16 protein-coding genes are annotated in these 19,300 nt (G+C 59.7%); all 16 read left to right on the top strand.

The window, feature by feature from the left end; all coding sequences use genetic code 11:
• Positions 1–34: 34 nt before the first annotated feature.
• The 16 genes from H8K11_04920 to cysE all read left to right on the top strand — a co-directional run bounded on the left by H8K11_04920 (position 35) and on the right by cysE (position 19,206).
• A complete protein-coding gene (locus tag H8K11_04920) occupies positions 35–1,267 on the top strand; it encodes a glycosyltransferase family 4 protein (GenBank protein ID MCS6263079.1) in 1,233 nt (410 codons plus the stop codon).
• A complete protein-coding gene (locus tag H8K11_04925; GenBank protein ID MCS6263080.1) occupies positions 1,264–3,984 on the top strand; it encodes a glycosyltransferase in 2,721 nt (906 codons plus the stop codon). The genes H8K11_04920 and H8K11_04925 overlap by 4 nt, the downstream gene beginning before the upstream one ends.
• A gap of 86 nt (positions 3,985–4,070) precedes the next feature.
• Entirely contained in the window at positions 4,071–5,438 is a 1,368-nt protein-coding gene (locus H8K11_04930; protein MCS6263081.1) for a polysaccharide biosynthesis C-terminal domain-containing protein, read from the top strand.
• Between the two features lie 14 nt (positions 5,439–5,452).
• Positions 5,453–6,637 (top strand): glycosyltransferase, encoded by a 1,185-nt coding sequence (locus H8K11_04935; GenBank protein ID MCS6263082.1) that lies wholly within the window; start codon positions 5,453–5,455, stop codon positions 6,635–6,637.
• Between the two features lie 7 nt (positions 6,638–6,644).
• Positions 6,645–8,045: an undecaprenyl-phosphate glucose phosphotransferase gene (locus H8K11_04940; protein ID MCS6263083.1), complete on the top strand. Its 1,401-nt coding sequence runs from the start codon at positions 6,645–6,647 to the stop codon at positions 8,043–8,045.
• 213 nt (positions 8,046–8,258) lie between these two features.
• Complete coding sequence (locus H8K11_04945; GenBank protein ID MCS6263084.1) at positions 8,259–8,720, top strand: HAD hydrolase family protein; 462 nt, start codon at positions 8,259–8,261, stop codon at positions 8,718–8,720.
• A gap of 47 nt (positions 8,721–8,767) precedes the next feature.
• Positions 8,768–10,216 (top strand): mannose-1-phosphate guanylyltransferase/mannose-6-phosphate isomerase, encoded by a 1,449-nt coding sequence (locus H8K11_04950; protein MCS6263085.1) that lies wholly within the window; start codon positions 8,768–8,770, stop codon positions 10,214–10,216.
• Positions 10,217–10,225: 9 nt separating this feature from the next.
• Complete coding sequence (locus H8K11_04955; GenBank protein MCS6263086.1) at positions 10,226–11,626, top strand: phosphomannomutase/phosphoglucomutase; 1,401 nt, start codon at positions 10,226–10,228, stop codon at positions 11,624–11,626.
• A 1-nt stretch (position 11,627) separates the two neighbouring features.
• On the top strand, positions 11,628–12,440 hold the full coding sequence (locus tag H8K11_04960; GenBank protein ID MCS6263087.1) for a DUF3108 domain-containing protein: 813 nt from the start codon (positions 11,628–11,630) through the stop codon (positions 12,438–12,440).
• 133 nt (positions 12,441–12,573) lie between these two features.
• Positions 12,574–13,566 carry a class 1 fructose-bisphosphatase gene (gene fbp, locus H8K11_04965; protein ID MCS6263088.1) on the top strand — a complete coding sequence of 331 codons (993 nt, stop codon included), beginning with the start codon at positions 12,574–12,576 and terminating at the stop codon, positions 13,564–13,566.
• A gap of 36 nt (positions 13,567–13,602) precedes the next feature.
• Positions 13,603–14,526 carry a class I fructose-bisphosphate aldolase gene (locus H8K11_04970; GenBank protein ID MCS6263089.1) on the top strand — a complete coding sequence of 308 codons (924 nt, stop codon included), beginning with the start codon at positions 13,603–13,605 and terminating at the stop codon, positions 14,524–14,526.
• A 27-nt stretch (positions 14,527–14,553) separates the two neighbouring features.
• A complete protein-coding gene (locus H8K11_04975) occupies positions 14,554–16,098 on the top strand; it encodes a DegQ family serine endoprotease (protein MCS6263090.1) in 1,545 nt (514 codons plus the stop codon).
• A 50-nt stretch (positions 16,099–16,148) separates the two neighbouring features.
• On the top strand, positions 16,149–17,174 hold the full coding sequence (locus H8K11_04980) for a TRAM domain-containing protein (protein ID MCS6263091.1): 1,026 nt from the start codon (positions 16,149–16,151) through the stop codon (positions 17,172–17,174).
• A 119-nt stretch (positions 17,175–17,293) separates the two neighbouring features.
• Positions 17,294–18,037, top strand: a complete 744-nt coding sequence (gene ispD / locus H8K11_04985) for a 2-C-methyl-D-erythritol 4-phosphate cytidylyltransferase (GenBank protein ID MCS6263092.1) — start codon at positions 17,294–17,296, stop codon at positions 18,035–18,037.
• Positions 18,034–18,516 (top strand): 2-C-methyl-D-erythritol 2,4-cyclodiphosphate synthase, encoded by a 483-nt coding sequence (locus tag H8K11_04990; GenBank protein ID MCS6263093.1) that lies wholly within the window; start codon positions 18,034–18,036, stop codon positions 18,514–18,516. The genes ispD and H8K11_04990 overlap by 4 nt, the downstream gene beginning before the upstream one ends.
• Positions 18,517–18,555: 39 nt before the next feature.
• Complete coding sequence (gene cysE / locus H8K11_04995) at positions 18,556–19,206, top strand: serine O-acetyltransferase (GenBank protein ID MCS6263094.1); 651 nt, start codon at positions 18,556–18,558, stop codon at positions 19,204–19,206.
• Positions 19,207–19,300 lie beyond the last annotated feature (94 nt).

The following is a 19,300-nucleotide window of genomic DNA, read 5'->3' on the forward strand; positions in this document are numbered from 1 at the left end:
ACGATCTGTGGCCTGCTCGCTCGCGTGTGTGGACATGAAAAAACTTCACCTCGTGGTTCTCAGCGATTTTGGATACGTGAACGGCGGGAACGCTGCCGTGGCGTTGGCGAGTGCCAGGGGGCTCGCTCGTCGCGGTCATGCCGTGACCCTGTTGTCCGCGGTCGGGGCGACGACGCACGCCGACGATCCCGACGGGGTTCGATTGGTTTCAACCGATCAACAGGAGATTCTGACGGATTCGAACCGAATGCGAGCCATTCTTCAAGGGACGTGGAACGTCACGGCGGCCCGGATGCTTCGCGCGCTGCTTCGAGATCTCGATCCCGCCTGTACCGTGGTGCATCTCCATAGCTGGACCCAGGCCCTGTCCTCCAGTGTGGTGCGCGCCGCGTTGGCGGTAGGGGTTCGGGTTGTGTACACTATGCACGATTACTTTTCTCTGTGCCCCAACGGGACCTTCTTCAATCATCAACAGAACGAGATCTGCCGGCTCCGGCCGATGTCGCTCTCCTGTATCGCCAGCCACTGCGACAAACGCAGCTATTCGCATAAGCTCTGGCGAATCCTGCGACAGGCGGTGCAGGCCCACCGGGGAGGGATCCCCAATCGAATTCTTGATTTCATTGCCGTCTCGCCGTTCAGTCACGCGATCCTGGCGCCGGGTCTTCCCGCGGGGGCTCGCGTGTACCACGTCCCCAGTCCGATCGAGGTTTCACGGGACGTACCGGCCCGGGTGGCGGACAACAGGGCGTTCGTGATGGTCGGGAAGATCACACAGGGAAAGGGCGCCATTGTGTTCGCCAAGGCCGCCCGCGCGTTAGGATGTGAGGCCCTGTTCGTGGGCGACGGTCCCTGCGCTCAGGAAGTGGTGCAGGTGTATCCCCGTGCCCGTGTGACGGGATGGGTTTCCAGGGAAAAGGTGACGGAGTATCTGAAAACCGCCCGTGTGCTGGTGTTTCCCTCGTTATGGTACGAGACCGAGGGGTTGAGTGTGATTGAGGCCGCGGCGTTGGGAGTGCCGGCGATTGTGTCCGACACGTCGGCCGCGCGCATGTCTATTGCGGACGGGGTGACGGGGTTGTGTTTTGCAGGCGCCGACGAGGCGGACTTGATTCGAGCGATGCGGACGCTCTCCGCCGACGATGCGCTCGTCGGGGCCATGGGGCAAGCCGCCCATCAGCGGTATTGGGAGAATCCGCGAACCTTAGACAGGCACGTGTCCGAGCTCGAAGCGGTCTATGAGCAGGCCTTGAGGGGACGGATATGACGGTTGCGGGCGTCTCATCTCCCGCTCATGCGGGCTTAGTCAATCGCCTGGGCTTGTGGATTCTCGCGATACTCCTGCTGTCGCCGGCGGTGTTCAAAGTTCGTGTGATGGGTGGCCTCGTCGTCCATCCGTTCGTGCTGGTGCTGATCGTCGCATGGGGTTGGGTGTTCTATGCGAGTGCCGATACGTTTTCTCGACGGAAACGCGGGTGGTACTCTCCCGAGTGGCAGACGTGGAACACCCCGCTGATTCTGCTGGGGCTCTCGATCGCCGGATTGGCGCTGAGTCTCGGCATCAATTCCATTCGACTGGGATCGCTCCAATCGACCGGCTGGCTGCTCTTGCTGAAATGGGGGCTCTATCTGGCCCCGCTTCCGCTGACTGCGCTGCTGGCTCTTAGGACCGGCTTTCAGGTCGTCAGACTGGTCAGCTACCTGATTCCCGCGGTCGCCCTTCTCACGTTGCTCTATTCGTGCTTCCGAATGGGGCAGGCCCTCGATGGCCGTTATATCAATGCCTACGTCGATGCGTCCTCCACATTTTTTGCGATGGGCATGTTTGCGGAAGTTCTGTCGCCCGAGGGCCTGGTCGTACGCTCCGACACCGGTAGTCACGGAGCCTACGGCATGTACCTGGCTTTCGTATCGCTGTTCAGTCTTTGTGTGGCCTTGTTTCAAGGATGGCACGGCGTAGTGAATCGCGGGTACGCGGTCCTGCAAGGGCTGATCCTTGCTCCCTTGTGCTTCATGGGCATTCTCTGGACCGGGTCGCGATCCAGCCTTGTCTTACTGCTTGGGGCCATCCTGATGTTGGGCCTCCTGGCTATGGTCAATCCCGGAGGGCTGCTCGCGCGGTCCCGCCGCTTGGCGTTTGCCGGCCTGCTGTTCCTGATACCGCTTGGCCTGTTGGGACTGATTCACGTGCTTGAGGTGAAGGTCCCCACACTTGATCGGGTGCGGGACACACTGACCGCTTCCATGCAGTTCGAACAAACCGTACGCGGGGAACTCTCACCCGTGGACGAGCGGCACGCGTCGTCTCAGCGGGCGGTGCAGAACGTTCAGACGCGTGTTTGGCTCTGGGGCCAATCGTTCCGGTATCTTCTGCGGCATCCGTTCACCGTGGTGACCGGCATCGGGTATGACCGCCGCCGTTTTGTCGAAGAAGTGGTCGGGATCCCCTTCGAAGGTTTCAACTTCAACTACCAGACGGCGCATAACCTGTATCTCGATGTCCTGATCAAGGGCGGGATCGGACCGCTGCTGCCGCTCGTCGCCGCCTGTGTCTGGTTGCTGTGGGTGGGCATCAAGAGCGTCACGATTCCCGTGCGTGAGCCGAGTGCCGTCGTGCGTATCGGCGTCGGATGGATCGCCTTGGCCTGTTGGCCGCCGCTGTTATTGGTCAGCCTGACCTGTGAGGAGTTGTTGACGGACAACTTGATGCTCCATTGGACCGCCTTGTTCGGCCTCCTTCTGGGATTGTGCGGGACGGCGCTGGCGGAATGGTTGCCGAATCGTATCGTACACATGACGGCGACTGCCGGGGTGGGCGGCGGGCCGGCCTACCTGACGGCGCTGGCGGACCACCAACTTGGGTCCGGCATGCAGGTGCGCGTATTTTGTTCGGATGAGAAGCCCTATGTCGAGATCTGGCGCCGGATGCCGTTGGACCTGTCCGTGCTGCCGATGCGACGCCCCAATGCCCGCTCGGTCTGGCAGTTGCTGCAGGAGTTGTTGCGCGCCCCGGCGCCGATTCATGCGCATGGTCGCGGGGCCGCGTTTTTTGCCATCTGGGTCAAGATTCTTGTCCGTGTGCCGGTGATCTATACGCCGCACGGGCCCCACTATGCCGACAACCAGGGATGGCGCTACCTGTCTGGCTGGCTGTTCGAGTTGTGCTGCCGCCTCCTGCTGGATGCCATCGTGTATGTGTCTCCGGGGGAGCGGGAGACCGCTCGTCGGCATCGGCTGCCGACGTCGAACTCCCTTGTGGTGTTGTCGGGACTGGTTCAAGAGAACGCGCAGTCGATTCATTCCGGTGATACGGGGAAGAGCTTACGTGCAGAACTCACGATCCCGGACGGGAGATTCCTCATCGGATGGATCGGCCGGTTTCACCGCCAGAAGGGCCTGGATATTCTCCTTGAGTCCGTGCGGATCGTGTCGGCGCAAGTACCCGAGGCCACGTGGGTGGTGATCGGGGAGGGCAGTGAAGAGGACCGACGACGGTATCGATCGATCCTGGATACCCTTCCACAGCCTGATCGGGTGCTGTTCCTCGGCGGGCGGCCGGATGCGTTTGCCTTGATGAAAGACTTCAATCTCTTCGTCTCGACCTCTCGCTGGGAAGGGCTTCCGCTCGTCTTGCTGGAGGCGATGGAGCAGGGCATTCCTATCGTGGCCAGTGATGTGATCGGGAACCGTGATGTGCTGCAGGGGTGGGGCATGCTCTTCAATGCCAACGATCCCAAGGCGGCGGGCGAGGCGCAAATTCGTCTGGCGCTCGATGCGCCATTGCGTACGCGGCTGACGAAGCTGGGTCGGGAGGTCAGGCGGTCACGATTCGCGCTGAGTCGAATGTTGCGGGAAATGGATCAGGCGTATTATGAGATTCTGGGAGGCTCGATTTTTCCGAACGGTCGGTCAAGCGAATCCTCGGTGGCAACTTCCGCAGACGCGCCCACCCGGTGGTCCGCCGGGATGTCCTTTCCGCGGTGACCCGGGCACTGTGCCGCTTTCGGCGCAAGCTGTCGCTGTGTCAGCGGGTGTGGGAGGACCGGAGTATTGCGTAGGGAGTGTAGTTCGTGAGACGAACCGGGCAGGCAGACATTCACGAAACCACGACCACGGCAGAGGAAGGAGCAAAGGCCGCTGTCCCCGCCATGCCCGTCGGCCGTGCTGCGGGTCCCTTGATCCTATCGGACGCCCTGCTGCAGGGGATGCGCTATCTGCTGCTGCTCTATCTGGGGTCCCGTTCACTGACCTATGCGGGCGCGTTTTTGTTGGGGTCCGCCCTGGGTGCGGTGCTGGGGGGGATGGTCGATTTTGGAATCAACCAGTATTGGCTGAGACTGACCGGCCCGGACCTGCGCCTGAATCAGCGGACCTTCTCCCGTGTGTTGCGTGGCAAGGTGCTGGCCTGCCTGGGCGGACTTCTCTGTATCGGTGGAGGGATCGCGTTGGGTGCCTGGAGTCCCTCACTACCGATGGCGATGGTCGTCGGCATCGGGCTTGCGGCGACGCAGGTGCTGGCCGAAACCTGTGAGGCCGCAGGGTTGTCGCTGCACCGGTATCAGATGGTGGCGTGTTTCCGGGTGTTGATGAGTGTGGGGATGTATGGTGTGCCTCTTGTGTTGGCTTGGACCCTGCAGCAGGACGCGAATCATGCGGGTCTCGACCTGGCCCTCCTCGCAGGACTGATGATTGGAGTGCTTCTGTGCGGTCTGTATGCGTGGAAGATGATGGCGTTGCTTCCGGGAGGGACGTACGGGGACCGCGGGTATCGCCGTGCTTGGTGGGAGGCTCGCTGGCTCGGCTTGAACCAGATCGCCATCGTGCTGGATGTTCGGGCTCCGTTGCTCATTCTTGGTTTCATGCTGGGAGCGTCGGCGGTGGGGCTCTATGGTCTGGTACAACGGACGACCGCTGTGGTGGAATTGGCGTGGGCCTCACTCTCTCGACTGCTGTTGAGATCCTATGCCGAGATGGTCGGAGAGAAGGGGACGGATCAGATCAAGGCCCGTGTGCGCATGGCCGGGCTCGTCACGGTCGCCGTCATGGCCATCGCCTCAGCCGCCCTGTGGAGCGCCATCATTTTCTATGGGAGATTCGCGGAGGTCTCGACGGAGACCGTAGTGGCGCTCTCTCTCTTGCAGTGGGCGATCGTGGCCATCGGGTTCAGTTCCGTCAAGCGTCCGTTTGTGTCAGGGCTGATCGCGCTGTTCCAAGAGCGGCTCGTGTGTCGGGTCAATGTGACCGCCGCGCTGATCGGACTGCTGCTGGTTCCGCTGTGCATACGATATTGGGGTATCTGGGGGCCGGTCATGGCCTGGATTGTGTTGGAGGTCGCGGCCTGTCTGGTGCTGGTGCTGTTGTTTTTCTACGTATCCGGTCAAGCAAGACCCGCGCTGGTGACGAGGGCCTCCGGCGGAATGGGTGGCTATACGAAATGAAGTCGCGTCGCTGAATGAAGTCGTTACGAGTTGCGATTGTCCACGATTGGCTCACCGGGATGCGGGGCGGCGAGCGCTGCCTGGAGGCGTTCTGCGAGCTGTTCCCCGATGCCGATCTCTACACCCTGCTGCACATCAAGGGGACGGTGTCGCCCACGATCGAGCGTCACCGGATCACGGCCAGTTTCGTGCAATCCCTCCCGCTGGCCGCGCGGTACTATCGGTATTATTTGCCCGTATTTCCTGCTGCGATCGAGCATATTCGCCTCCCGTCCTACGATCTGGTTTTGAGTTCGAGCCATTGTGTGGCTAAGGGCATCCGCCCGCCGGCGGGAGCGAAACATCTCTGCTACATCCATGCGCCCATGCGGTATGTGTGGGATCAGTTCGACAACTATGCCCGCGGCGGGCGATCGGGAGTCGTGGCGAGATTGGGTATGGAACTGTTCAGGAAGCGTCTGCAGGCCTGGGATGTGGCCTCCGCCGCTCGGGTGGATCAATTCGTGGCCAATTCTCGGAACATCGCCGGGAAGGTGCAACGGTATTACAACCGGCCGGCGGCCGTGCTGCATCCACCGGTCGATTGGCAGACATTTCAAGCCGCGGAACAATCGGAGGACTTCTATTTCATAGTCACGGCCTTTGCGCCGTATAAACGGGTTGATCTGGCCATTCAGGCGTGTAATGTTATGAAGCGACGACTGAAGATCATCGGCAAGGGTCAAGATGAGGCGCGGTTGCGCAAGCTCGCCGGCCCGACGGTCGAATTTCTGGGCTGGCAGCCGGACGATGTGGTCAGGGATCACTATGCGCGCTGTCGGGCGTTGCTCTTTCCAGGCGAGGAAGATTTTGGTATCGTCCCATTGGAAGCGATGGCCTGCGGCAAGCCCGTGCTTGCTTTCGGGCGCGGAGGAGCGCTGGAGACCGTAGTGCCGTTGTCGGGTACCCCATCCGTGGAGGGCGTACCTGTGCGAGGGGGGACCGATTCTGTGACCGGTGCGGGGAACGTTGCCACGGGAGTGTTTTTCTTCACTCAGTCGGTCGAATCCGTTGTCGAGGCGATGGAGTCTTTCGAGCGTCGCCGAACGGAGTTTGATCCGCAGGCCATTCGTGACCACGTGGCCGCCTTCGACCGCCGGCTGTTCAAGGAGCGCATGAAAGCCTTCGCGATGGGGGCGCTGACCGGTACGGCTTCATAGAGGGAGCATGCTCAAACGCCACTCCCAATTTCTCAAGAGTCTGCTGTTTTGTATCGATCTCGGGCTGATCTGCGCCTGCTGGGTCGGCGCCTACTACCTTCGTTTTTCAGAGATCGTGGAACCGGCCACCAAGGGCATTCCTCCTCTCCGGATCTATCTGCTGTTGCTGGTGCCGATCATTGCAGTCTGGGGCATGTCGTTCCAGGCCTTCGACCTCTACCGCCCGCGACGGATGGGCACGCGGTTGTCGGAGTTTCTCGACGTGGCGAAAGCCAATACCCTCTCCGTGCTGATTCTGGTGGCATTGACCTTTTTCTTCCGGCAGTACGAATATTCCCGACTGGTGCTCCTCTATTTCTGGCTGTTGAACCTCATCACCCTGGGCTTTTCGCGGGTGTTGTTTCGGGAGGCGCTCCGATTCCTGCGTCGGCACGGGTACAATCAACGCCATGCGCTGGTCATCGGCACCAGCCGGCTGGGACGCCGGGTGGTGGACGCGCTCGCTCAGCATCCGGAGCTGGGGGTGAAAGTGCATGGGTTCTTGAGCGCCGATTCCCGGAAGGTGGGTGAGCGGATCAATGGGGTGCCGGTGATCGGGCGGTACGATGACCTGCAGGAACGTGTTCAGTCAGGTGTCGATATCGTCTTTGTCTGCCTGCCTCCGGAGGACGAGCAGTGGGCTGAAAAAATGTTTACCTGTTTGGCCACGACGATGGTCGAAGTGAAGGCCTTGCCCGCGATGTGCGAATTTGTGAGCCTGCGCGCGGAGGCCGAGATGTTCGAGGGCCTTCCGCTCATCACGTTGCAGGGATCGCCGTTGTACGGGTGGAATCTGGTCATCAAGCGGATGTTGGATGTGGTCGGCGCATCGGCTGCGTTGGTCGTATTCTCCCCGGTGTTATGCGCGATCGCGGCCTTGGTGAAACTGACTTCCCCCGGTCCGGTCTTTTTCCGTCAACTCCGTATGGGATTGGACGGGCAGGCTTTCGAAATGTTGAAGTTCCGTTCCATGAAGCTCGATGCAGAGTCGGAAACCGGCCCGGTCTGGACGCAACCCAACGACGATCGCCGGACGCCGATCGGCGCATTCTTGCGCCGAACCAGCCTGGATGAGTTGCCGCAATTCTGGAACGTGCTGCGCGGCGAGATGAGCATCGTCGGTCCCAGGCCGGAACGTCCCGAGTTCATCGCCCGGTTTCGGGAAACGCTTCCGCAGTACATGTTGCGGCACAAGATGAAAGCCGGGATCACCGGGTGGGCGCAGATCAACGGCTGGCGGGGCAACACGTCGCTGGAACGGCGGATCGAGCACGACCTGTATTACATCGAGCACTGGTCGATCTGGTTCGACTTCAAGATCATGCTCCTCACCGTCTGGCGAGGATTTATCCACCGGCATGCGTATTGATTTTTCTTCCGTTGTCCCCAACTGCCTATCGCTGCTTAGTCTTGCTACAAGTGTTCTACATCCCTTCAGATGGCCGAGTTTTCTTGAGTTTCACTCGATGGCTTGTTAACATCGGCCTCAATTGAAAGCCATCGCATGCCCAGTACAACACGCCGAACCAAAATTTCAGCCAAGCCTCGTTTCTCTTTGCAAGGAATCCTCCGTGGGATCCGGTTGTTTGCGACGGATGTCGACGGCGTTCTGACTGACGCCGGGATGTATTATTCGGAGTCCGGCGACGAATGGAAGAAGTTCAATACGCATGACGGGATGGGCATAAAGCTCTTGCAGAAGGCCGGCATTCTGACGGCCATCATCACGCAGGAGTCGACAAAAATCGTGATGCGCCGCGCGCAGAAGTTGACGATTCCCGAGGTGCACCAGGGCGTGTATGACAAGCTCGCCGTGCTCAAGGAGCTGATTGCACGGCATGGATTCTCGATGGATCAGGTGGCCTACATCGGTGACGACGTGAACGATCTCCAGGCTCTGGGTGCAGTCGGGTTTTCGGCCGCACCGGCCGACGGGATGCCGCCGGTGCTGAAGACGGTTCGATATGTGTGCAAGAAAAAGGGCGGAGAGGGCGCCGTGCGTGAAGTGGCCGATCTCATTCTGGCGGCTCGGCAGCCACGCTGAGCCATTTACAATCACGTTATGTCGAACATGAAGGGCGCTCCATGGATATGACGGAACACCTCTATCCGGTTATTCTGGCCGGCGGTAGCGGAACGCGGTTTTGGCCGTTAAGCCGTCATCTCTATCCGAAGCAATTGTTGCGGATCATCGGCGACGAGACGCTCATTCAACAGACGATGCGGCGCGTCCTTTCCTGCGCGAAACCCGAACAGGTCATCATCTCCACGAATCCCGGCCAAGCCGATTCGATTCGCGTGCAATTGGGGGAGTGGAAGTCTGCGTTGAAAGACAACTACGTCGTCGAGCCGGTCGGTCGCAATACGGCTCCCGCCATTGCGCTGGTGGCTGCCGAGCTTCTGCTGCGCGATCCGCATGCGATGATGCTGGTCTTGCCTGCGGATCATGTGGTGACGGGGGAGAAGGCCTTCAAGGCGGCGGTCGAGCTGGGCGTGCAACTGGCCGAACAGGGACATCTGGTGACGTTCGGGATCAAGCCGACCAGGCCGGAAACGGGGTATGGGTATATTCAGCCCAATCGACGGAAGTCTCTGGCCAAGAAGGGGCGGCTGACGGGCCATCCGGTCGCACGATTTGTCGAGAAGCCGAACCGGACCAAGGCGGCGCAATATTTACAGAACGGTCACTTTTATTGGAATAGCGGGATGTTTCTGTGGAAGGCCGCCACTATTCTCGAAGAAATTCAGCAGCACCAGCCGCAACTGGCGAAGGCGATTCAGCGGGTCCATGCGCTCATGGCCTCGGGCGCCGAGCCGGGACTGATCGAAGCAGCCTATAAGAAGGTGCCCTCTGTGTCGATCGATAACGGGGTCATGGAACAGTCGGCCAATGCAGCGATGATTCCGGTGGGATTCGGATGGTCGGACGTGGGCAATTGGAGCAGCCTCGAAGAGGTGGCCCCACGCGACAAGTCCGGGAACGTCGTCAGCGGACGCGTCATCGATATGGACAGCACCAATTCCGTGCTGTATGCCGATCGACGGGTCGTCGCAACCATCGGGCTTTCCGATATGGTGGTCGTGGACACGCCGGATGCCACGTTGATCTGTCCGAAGTCGCGCTCACAAGATGTGAAGCAGATGGTTGAGATCCTTAAGCAGCAGGGAGCTCCTGAACACTTGGAGCACTTGACCGTGTTTCGTCCCTGGGGATCCTACACCGTCTTGGAGGAAGGGCCCGGATATAAGGTGAAGCGGGTGACGGTGAACCCCGGAGGGCGCCTGTCGCTGCAACTCCATCATAAACGGAGCGAGCATTGGGTTGTCATAGCCGGGACTGCGCGGGTCACGAGGGGCGAAGAGCTCCTGGATCTGCGGGTGGGGCAGAGCACGGCCATCCCGGTCGAGACGCCCCATCGCCTTGAAAATCTCGGCACCGAGACGCTGCACATTATCGAGGTTCAGAACGGGCCCTATCTGGGTGAAGATGACATCGTGCGGTTTCAAGATGACTATGGCCGCCTGAACCGGGCGCGATAGGAGATCCAGATGGCGCTGTTTCGCGAATATGATTTAAGGGGCATTGTCGGAGAAGAACTCACGGAAGCGATCGCCGAGCAGGTGGGGCGCGCCTACGCCACCATGGCGCGGGAACAGGGGGCCTCGCGTATCAGCCTCGGCCGGGACGGGCGACTGAGTTCGCCCGGATTGCGAGAGGCCTTGCTCCGCGGCCTGCTGGCGGGCGGGCTCGATGTGGTCGACTTGGGACTCTGCGCGTCGCCGCTCCTGTACTTCTCCTTATTTACCCTGCCGGTCGACGGCGGCATCATGATCACAGGCAGCCACAATGCCGCAGAATACAACGGCTTTAAGATCTGCATCGGGAAAGAAGCGATTCACGGGGAAGAGATTCAGCGGTTGCGGCGGGTCATGGAGGCCGGTCAATTTACCACCGGTTCCGGACGACTCTCCTCTCATCCCATCATCCCGGACTACTTGGAGCATCTCAAAACGAATTTTTCCGGCGTGCGGGCGGACCATCTCCATGTCGTGATCGATTGCGGTAATGGCGCGGCTTCGTTGGTGGCCAAGCAGGCCCTTGAGCAGATGGGGTGTCGCGTGACCGGCCTCTATGACGAGTTGGACGGGCGATTCCCGAACCATCATCCCGATCCCACCGTGGTCGAGAATCTCCAAGACCTGATCACCACCGTGCAGAAACAGAAGGCGGATGTCGGCATCGGCTACGACGGGGATGCCGATCGAATCGGCGCGATCGACGAGCGGGGGGAGATCCTTTGGGGCGATCGCCTCATGATCGTCTACGCGCGGGACATCCTGACCCAGCGCCCGGGCACCACGTTCATCTCCGAGGTCAAGGCCTCGCAATGCCTGTACGACGACATTGCCGCCAAGGGCGGGCGTCCGATCATGTGGAAGACCGGTCACTCCCTAATGAAGGCCAAACTGAAAGCCGAATCGGCGGTCCTAGCCGGTGAAATGTCCGGCCATATGTTTTTTGCCGATCGCTATTTCGGGTTCGACGATGCCATCTATGCCTCCTGCCGGTTGGTTGAGATTCTCGCGAAAACCAAGCAATCGCTCTCCACTTTGGTCGCCGACCTGCCCCAGACGACTGTGACTCCGGAGATCCGGGTCGACTGCCCGGATACCCTGAAGTTTCTACTGGTCGATCAGGTGCGCACGCAATTGGCCGCCTATCTCAAGGACGGCAAACCCGTCGGCGCCTCGAATCTTCGCATGCGGGAGTTGGTGACGATAGACGGGGTTCGCGCCATTTTCGAGGACGGGTGGGGCTTGATTCGAGCCTCCAACACCCAACCCGCGCTGGTGCTCCGTTTTGAGGCCCCCTCGCCGGCCCGGCTGGATGTCATTCGCGCGACGATTGAAACCGAACTCGCGCAGGCACGACGTGTGCTATCGGCGTAGCGTGCCGCTCTCCTCCTATTCCCTCCGTCTCAATCTGTTCCTGGCCATCACGGTTCTGGCGGCAATCGTGGCGTCTGCCCCGCCGCTCTCTTCCGCCACAACGGATAGGCAGGCTTCCGCTCCTGCCGTGCTTCCATTTGCAAGCGGCGAGCGATTGTCTTACGACGTGACCTGGCTGGGCATGCGCGCGGGAATCGCGACCATGATCGTGCAAGAGGGGCAGGGCGAGGGAGGACGGCAGCAACTCACCTTCAACATGACGGCCCGATCGAGCCCGACCGTCACCAAGTTCTATCCCGTCGATAATCGAGGGGTTTCCATCGTCGATCGCGAATCCTTCCTGCCCAGACACATGACCTTTGCCCGCCGCGAGGGGAAGCGATTCAACGATTTCGACTATACCTTCCGGCACGGTGAAGGCCTGGTCACTGCCGTGAAAGACGGGAAAACGGACGAATTGTCGATTCCTCCCGATGCGCAGGACGCCATGTCGTGCTTGTACTATGTGCGCAAGGTGTTGCCGTTCGTCCCGGGGGCGTCGCTGGCGATGACGGTGCATCACGACAAAAAAAACTACAAGATGGAGGTGCGGGTCGAAGCCCTTGAAACGGTGGAGGGGGTGTGGGGAAAGCGGCAGACAGCCCGGGTGGTCGTCATCATGCCGTTCCAGGGCATTTTCCTGAACGAGGGCAATATTCGCGTCTGGTTCACAACCGATGAGCACCGAGTCCCCGTTAGAATGAAGGCTAAGGTTGTCGTGGGGTCGATTGTGGCTGAATTGACCGAGGGGTACGGAGCCACCTCACAGCCGTAATCTGCCCGCCTTGGTTTGCTCGTCCGGACGGAAACCGCTATAATCACGCCGAGTTCGTGGGGAGGACTTCGGCTCTGTCCGAGGCCCTCTTCATTTCGACCGGTCGTCGTTTGATCCACGAGGAATCCTGAGCATGGCGAAATTCCCCATTACACTGAGCCGTTTTATTATCGAACAACAGGCTGCGCATCCCGAAGCAACCGGCGAATTTTCCGTTCTGCTGACCCAGATCGGCCTCGTGGGAAAAATGATTGCGCATGACTTGCGCAGAGCCGGATTGAATAAGATCCTTGGCACCACCGGGGAGACCAATATTCAAGGTGAGGTGGTCAAGAAGCTCGATCAGATTGCCAATGATACTTTCGTGCGTGTGTTCGAGCACAGCGGTCTCGTGTGTGTTTTGGCTTCTGAAGAGATGGAAAAACCCCTGAAAATGGTTCATGAAGGAGCCAAGTATATGCTCCTGGTCGATCCGCTGGACGGATCCTCCAATACCGACGTCAATATGCCGTTGGGGGCCATTTTCTCCATCCGCAGATCGAAAACGGGGCAGTCAGTCGAAGATGAGTTGCTTCAAAAAGGGACTGAGCAGATCGCCGCAGGGTATGTGTTGTACGGGGCGAGCACCATGCTCGTGTTCACGGTCGGTCAGGGCGTGCATGGCTTTACCCTTGAGCCGTCCATCGGTGAATATCTCCTGTCCAACGAGAACATTCGAATTCCCTCGAAGGGCAAGGTGTATTCGGTCAATGAGGGCAACTACCATCGTTGGCCTTCCGGCACACAGAAATATCTCGATTGGCTGAAAGTGCAGGACAAGGCGACCGGGCGTCCCTATAGCGGCCGATACAGCGGGTGCCTGGTCGCGGATGTTCATCGCATTCTCCTGGGTGGGGGTATCTATTTGTATCCCGGGGAGAACGACAAGCCGGAAGGAAAACTGCGATTGATGTATGAGGGCAATCCGCTTGCGATGGTCGTGGAGCAGGCCGGAGGAAAAGCGACCACGGGGACGATGCGCATTCTCGACGTCGAACCGAAGGCCCTCCATCAGAGAGTGCCATTGATCATCGGGAGCGCTGAGGATGTGAGCCAGGCGGAAGCCTCTATTCAAGGACGTGCGTAACGACTCATGTGACTGAGGTTGGTTGGGAGGATGATTATGAGCAATCGGGTCCAGGAAATTCTGAGCTGGTATGAGAGTGACAATGCGGGAACGAAGACGAACATCGCGCGGCTGCTGAATCACGGCAAGCTGGCGGGCACGGGGAAATTGGTGATCCTGCCGGTAGACCAGGGATTCGAACATGGTCCGGCCAGAAGTTTCGCGCCCAATGCCGGCGGCTACAACCCGCATTACCATTTTCAGCTGGGGCTAGATGCCGGGTGCAATGCCTATGCGGCCCCGCTCGGGTTCATCGAGGCCGGCGCCGGCCATTTCGCCGGGCAAATCCCGCTCATCCTCAAGCTCAACAGCCACGATACGCTTCACGATGAAAAGGATCCGATGCCTTCCGTGACCGGCAGCGTGCGGGATGCCCTTCGATTGGGCTGCTCGGCAGTGGGATTCACTATTTATCCGGGCTCGTCCCACTGCAATGCGATGTATGAGCAGCTGCGGGCGATTGCGGAAGAAGCCAAGAGTTGCGGGTTGGCCGTCGTAGTCTGGTCCTACCCGCGCGGGTCAGGATTGAGCAAGGAGGGTGAGACTGCCTTGGACGTGGTGGCCTATGCCGCGCAAATTGCGGCGCAGTTGGGCGCCCATATCATCAAGGTCAAATTGCCCACGGCCCATCTGGAGCAAGCGGCTGCCAAGAAGGTCTATGAAGCTGAAAAGGTGCCGATTTCAACGCTGGCGGAACGGGTCAAACATATCGTGCAGAGCTCGTTCGATGGGCGCCGGATCGTCATCTTCTCCGGCGGCGCGAAGAGCGACGAAAAGACGGTGTTCGATGAAGTCCGCGCGATTCGTGATGGCGGGGGATTCGGTTCCATCATCGGCCGGAATTCCTTCCAACGTCCCAAAGCCGAGGCCGTCAAGTTTTTGAACACCATCATGGGACTGTATGCTGGAGAGAAGCCCTAACCGGCGCCTCCGTCCACACGGATCACAATGAACGACTTTCAGATCCCAACGGAGCAGCAGCCCCAGAGGCGGTCCTGGATATTTCCCGCACTCCTCTTGATCGCGGGGGTATTGATCGGGGTCATTCTGACCTCCGATCTCGGGTGGTTGCCGACGGGACATGCGGTTCCTGAACCGGCTGCCTCTTCCCCCGCGACACCGGTCTCCACGGCGGTGCAGCCCACGCTGCCCGGCGCAGGGGGGCAGAGTTTCGTCGATGTCGCCAAGGTCGTGAAGCCGGCCGTGGTGAACATTTTTGCGACGCGGAATGGAACGAGCGAAGAGGGGAAGGGCACTCCGTTTGACGATCCGTTTTTCCGCCGGTTCTTCGGCGAAGAGTGGATGAAGCGGTTCGAGGCTCCGAAGGAACGCAAGGAACGGGGATTGGGATCCGGAGTCATCGTCGATCCGAACGGCCTGATCATCACCAACAATCATGTGGTCAACAAGGCCGATGAGATCAAGGTCTTTCTCTCCGACAAGCGCGAGTTCAAAGCGAAGCTGGTCGGCACCGATGCCAAGACCGACGTGGCGGTTCTGAAAATAGAGGCGACGGGACTGCCGACGGTAGCCTGGGCTGATTCCGACAAGCTGGAAGTCGGAGAGTTTGTCCTGGCGGTGGGAAATCCTTTCGGTCTCACTCAGACGGTGACGCTGGGCATCGTCAGCGCCCTTGGTCGCGCGGCCGGTATTGCCGAATATGAAGATTTTATTCAGACCGATGCGGCAATCAATCCGGGTAACTCCGGCGGCGCCCTGGTGAATGTGCGCGGCGAACTGGTCGGTATCAACACGGCCATCTATAGCCAGAGCGGTGGGAACATGGGGATCGGCTTTGCCGTTCCGAGCAACATGGCCCATTCCATCATGGAGCAGCTGGTCCAGCATGGCAAAGTCGTCCGCGGCTGGTTGGGCGTCTCGATTCAGGAGTTGACGCCGGAATTATCTTCGCAGTTCGGCGTGCCGAAAGACGTGAAGGGTGTCCTCGTCAGCGACATCATGGACGACAGCCCGGCGAAGAAGGCAGGTTTCGAGCGCGGCGATGTGATCGTCGAATACGACGGAAAACCCATGGATTCTCCGGCTCACTTGCGGAATGCGGTGGCTCAGACGGTGGTGGGGAAGAAGGTGACGGTTAAGCTCATCCGTGAAAAGAAGTCCAAGTCCATCGAACTCACGATTGCCGAGCAGCCGAAGAATCTGGCACAAGCCGGGGTTGAAGAGGGCGGAGAATCGGCGGCTCCCGCGGGCTTGCTTTCGGACATCGAGGTGCGGGAGTTGAACACGGAACTGGCCGGCCGGTATGGCTTGAAGTCGAGCGATCGCGGGGTGGTGGTCGTGCGGGTGAAGTCTGGGAGTCCCGCGGAAGAGGCTGGTGTGCGTGAAGGCGATCTCGTATTGGAGGTGAATCGCAAAGCCGTGGGGACGATAAAGGCGTATGAACATGTCGCCGCGAATTTGCCGAAAGACCAGGCGGTATTGCTCCTGTTGAGACGGCAGGGGCGAGCCATTTATCTGACGCTGAGGCCGTGATCGCGCCGGATCGTCCGTCCGGGGTTGGTCACAGAGAGGAGGCAAACAGTATGGTATCACGGGCCATATTTGTTCTTCTCAGCGCTCTTGCCGGCATGGCCCTGTTTCTTCGGGCCCAGGATCCAAGTCGCGAGTTTTTGTTGGCGGGATTGGGAATGGGGGCGGTGGCCGGCGGACTCATTCTGGCCGGCGAGTATGCGCTCCGCAGGCTTTCATTCGGCATTATTGTCGGCGGTGCCGTGGGGCTCGCCGGTGGTCTTATTCTGACGGGTTTAGTGGAGTGGGTCGGGAGTGCGGTCTTCGATGTGGAGACCTTCCTGTTTCATATCGGCGGATTGGTGTTTCTCTTAGGGCTGCCCTATCTGGGGTTGGCCATGGGTGCGCGGTTCGGCAATGAACAGTTCCCCGGTCTGGACCAGGGGCCGACGGCAGGCGGGGCATCCCATGCCAGTCTTAAAGTATTGGATACGAGCGTCATCATTGACGGCCGGGTGGCCGACCTCTGTGAGACAGGGTTTCTGGAAGGGCCGTTTCTGGTCCCCCATTTTATCTTGAACGAATTACAGCACATCGCAGACTCGTCGGATTCTTTGAAACGCGCGCGCGGGCGTCGAGGGTTGGATATTCTTAACAAGATTCAAAAAATGCCGGGCATCGATGTCCGGATCATCGAAGAAGATTTCCCCCACGTCAAGGAAGTGGATGCCAAGCTCGTGGTCCTGGCGAAGAAGGTCGGGGGACGCATCGTGACGAATGACTTGAACTTGAACAAAGTCGCCGAATTGCAGGGCGTGCGAGTGTTGAACATCAATGAGCTCTGTAATGCGCTGCGTCCGGTCGTGTTGCCCGGTGAAACCATTCGGGTCTTCGTCTTGAAGGAAGGCAAAGAGGCGGGCCAGGGCGTCGCCTACCTGGATGACGGCACGATGATTGTCGTGGACAATGCTCGACGTTGTATCGGCCGTAATGTGGATGTGACTGTGACCAGTGTGCTTCAGACGACGGCGGGGCGCATGATCTTCACCCGTTTGAAGGAAGAGTCCGAGCGCGAAGAGTATCAGGTTGCGCGTGGGTAGTTTGGCGAGACGGAAGAGCGGTGGCCCAATGGAATCCTCCGTCCTCCGGGGAGGCGCATCGAGCTCCCACAATTGCCTAGGTTTGGCCTTGTCCCCTTGCTGCTCACGTGAGTGTGCCGGTGTCCGCTCGTAACGCGAAGCCGTCGCCGGCAGGGCCGCGCACGGTGGCCCTGGTTCCGGCCGCCGGTCGTGGGCTTCGCATGGGCGGCCATATCCCCAAGCAGTTTCTTGCGTTGGGGGGGCGGCCGATTCTCGCGCAGTCCCTCCTTGTGCTCCAAGCTTCCCCGCTCATTCACGAGATCATTCTGGCGGTGCCCCAGTCGGAACGTCAGTATTGCCTGGATCATATCGTGGCGACAGGTGAGTTCAGCAAGGTGACCAAGGTTGTGCCGGGGGGAGCTCAGCGGCAAGATTCGGTGCGTCATGCCTTGGCCGAGGTGAGTCAGGAAACCGAGATCGTCCTGGTTCATGATGCGGTCCGGCCGTTTCTCACCGAGGACATGATCCGCAGAGTCGTGGCCGCGGCGGTAGAGTATGGGGCGGCCATCATCGCGCTGCCGATGCGCGACACGGTGAAGTATGTGGGGGCCGGCGGGGTGATCGAACGGACCGTCGATCGCCGCCCTCTCTGGTTGGCACAGACGCCGCAGGCGTTTCGTCGTGACTGGTTGGAAGAGGGGCATGACAAGGCCTTGTTGGCCGGTGTGCAGGCGACGGACGACGCGCACCTCGTGGAATTGATCGGGAAACCGGTCGTGGTGGTCGAGGGGAGCGGAGAAAATATCAAGGTGACGAGGCCGGAAGATCTCGTGATCGGAGAAGCGATTCTCAACTCACGAACGGCGACAAGGAGTGGGGAATGACGGCTGTACGCGTGGGATGTGGATGGGATATTCATCCGATGGTGGCGGGACGAAAATTAATTCTGGGTGGACTCGAAATTCCGCACCACAAGGGGCTGCAAGGGCATTCCGATTCCGATGCGTTAGTTCATGCCATTTGCGATGCGTTGCTCGGGGCGATGGGAGAAGGCGATCTCGGGCGTCACTATCCGAGTTCGGATCAGCGGTTCAAGAATATTTCGAGTCTCAAGTTACTCGAAGACGTCGTTCAGAAGCTGCGCGCCAAGGGCTATCGTCTGGCGAATGTGGACAGCACGATCATTGCACAGGCGCCCCGGTTGAGCCCGCATCTGGCCGCCATGCAGAAGATTATTGCCGGGGTGCTTGAAGTGGATCCCGATCTGGTGAATGTAAAAGTGAAAAGCGGCGAAGGATTGGATGCGGTAGGGCGTGAAGAAGCGATTGCGGCGCAGGCGGTCTGTCTGATCGAGCGAGGCTAGAGCCTATTCGCTGGTGCGCTCACGAGTCTGGTACCACCTATGTTCAAGACTATCTCTCAGGACCTTCAAGCGATTTTTGACCGGGATCCTGCCGCCACCAGCAGGCTCGAAGTCATTGTGACCTATGCGGGATTTCACGCTCTGTTGGCCTATCGGCTCGCACATTGGTTGAAGGGACATCGTGTGCCGTTCCTGCCCCGCGCGATTTCCCAATTGGCCCGCTGGTTGACGGGAATCGAGATCCATCCGTCCGCCAAGATCGGTGAGCGATTTTTTATCGATCACGGCATGGGTGTGGTGATCGGAGAAACGGCTGAGGTCGGAGACAACGTCACCCTGTTTCAGGGCGTGACGCTCGGTGGAACGGGGAAGGAGCGCGGCAAGCGCCATCCCACGCTCGGCAGCCATGTGGTCGTCGGGGCGGGGGCGAAGATCCTTGGCGGGATTACGATCGGCGACAACGTGAAAATCGGCGCGAATTCCGTCGTTTTGAAGTCGGTTCCCCCGAATTCAACGGTGATCGGGGTCCCGGCCAGGATCATCAAGTCCCAAGGGGAGCGGCTTCCCGATGCGACCATGGACCATACCAATATGCCGGATCCGACCGCCGATCGATTTGCCGCACTCGAACTGGAACTGATCGAGTTGCGAAAGAAGCTCGAGAATCGAGATGCCAACAGCCCACGGTAGCATCCCCTCATTCCTCCGCTGATCACCCCATTCCTTCCCGAAACTAAAAGTCGTTGCGACTGGTGCAGCGCCGGTCTATGCCCTGAATCCTGCC

The sequence above is a fragment of the Nitrospira sp. genome, from assembly GCA_024998565.1.
GTDB lineage: Bacteria > Nitrospirota > Nitrospiria > Nitrospirales > Nitrospiraceae > Nitrospira_A.

Coding starts and splice junctions, on each gene's coding strand:
- H8K11_04920 (MCS6263079.1), top strand. CDS start 35: ATGAAAAAACTTCACCTCGTGGTTCTCAGCGATTTTGGATACGTGAAC.
- H8K11_04925 (MCS6263080.1), top strand. CDS start 1,264: ATGACGGTTGCGGGCGTCTCATCTCCCGCTCATGCGGGCTTAGTCAAT.
- H8K11_04935 (MCS6263082.1), top strand. CDS start 5,453: ATGAAGTCGTTACGAGTTGCGATTGTCCACGATTGGCTCACCGGGATG.
- H8K11_04940 (MCS6263083.1), top strand. CDS start 6,645: ATGCTCAAACGCCACTCCCAATTTCTCAAGAGTCTGCTGTTTTGTATC.
- H8K11_04950 (MCS6263085.1), top strand. CDS start 8,768: ATGACGGAACACCTCTATCCGGTTATTCTGGCCGGCGGTAGCGGAACG.
- H8K11_04955 (MCS6263086.1), top strand. CDS start 10,226: ATGGCGCTGTTTCGCGAATATGATTTAAGGGGCATTGTCGGAGAAGAA.
- fbp (MCS6263088.1), top strand. CDS start 12,574: ATGGCGAAATTCCCCATTACACTGAGCCGTTTTATTATCGAACAACAG.
- H8K11_04970 (MCS6263089.1), top strand. CDS start 13,603: ATGAGCAATCGGGTCCAGGAAATTCTGAGCTGGTATGAGAGTGACAAT.
- H8K11_04975 (MCS6263090.1), top strand. CDS start 14,554: ATGAACGACTTTCAGATCCCAACGGAGCAGCAGCCCCAGAGGCGGTCC.
- H8K11_04980 (MCS6263091.1), top strand. CDS start 16,149: ATGGTATCACGGGCCATATTTGTTCTTCTCAGCGCTCTTGCCGGCATG.
- H8K11_04990 (MCS6263093.1), top strand. CDS start 18,034: ATGACGGCTGTACGCGTGGGATGTGGATGGGATATTCATCCGATGGTG.
- cysE (MCS6263094.1), top strand. CDS start 18,556: ATGTTCAAGACTATCTCTCAGGACCTTCAAGCGATTTTTGACCGGGAT.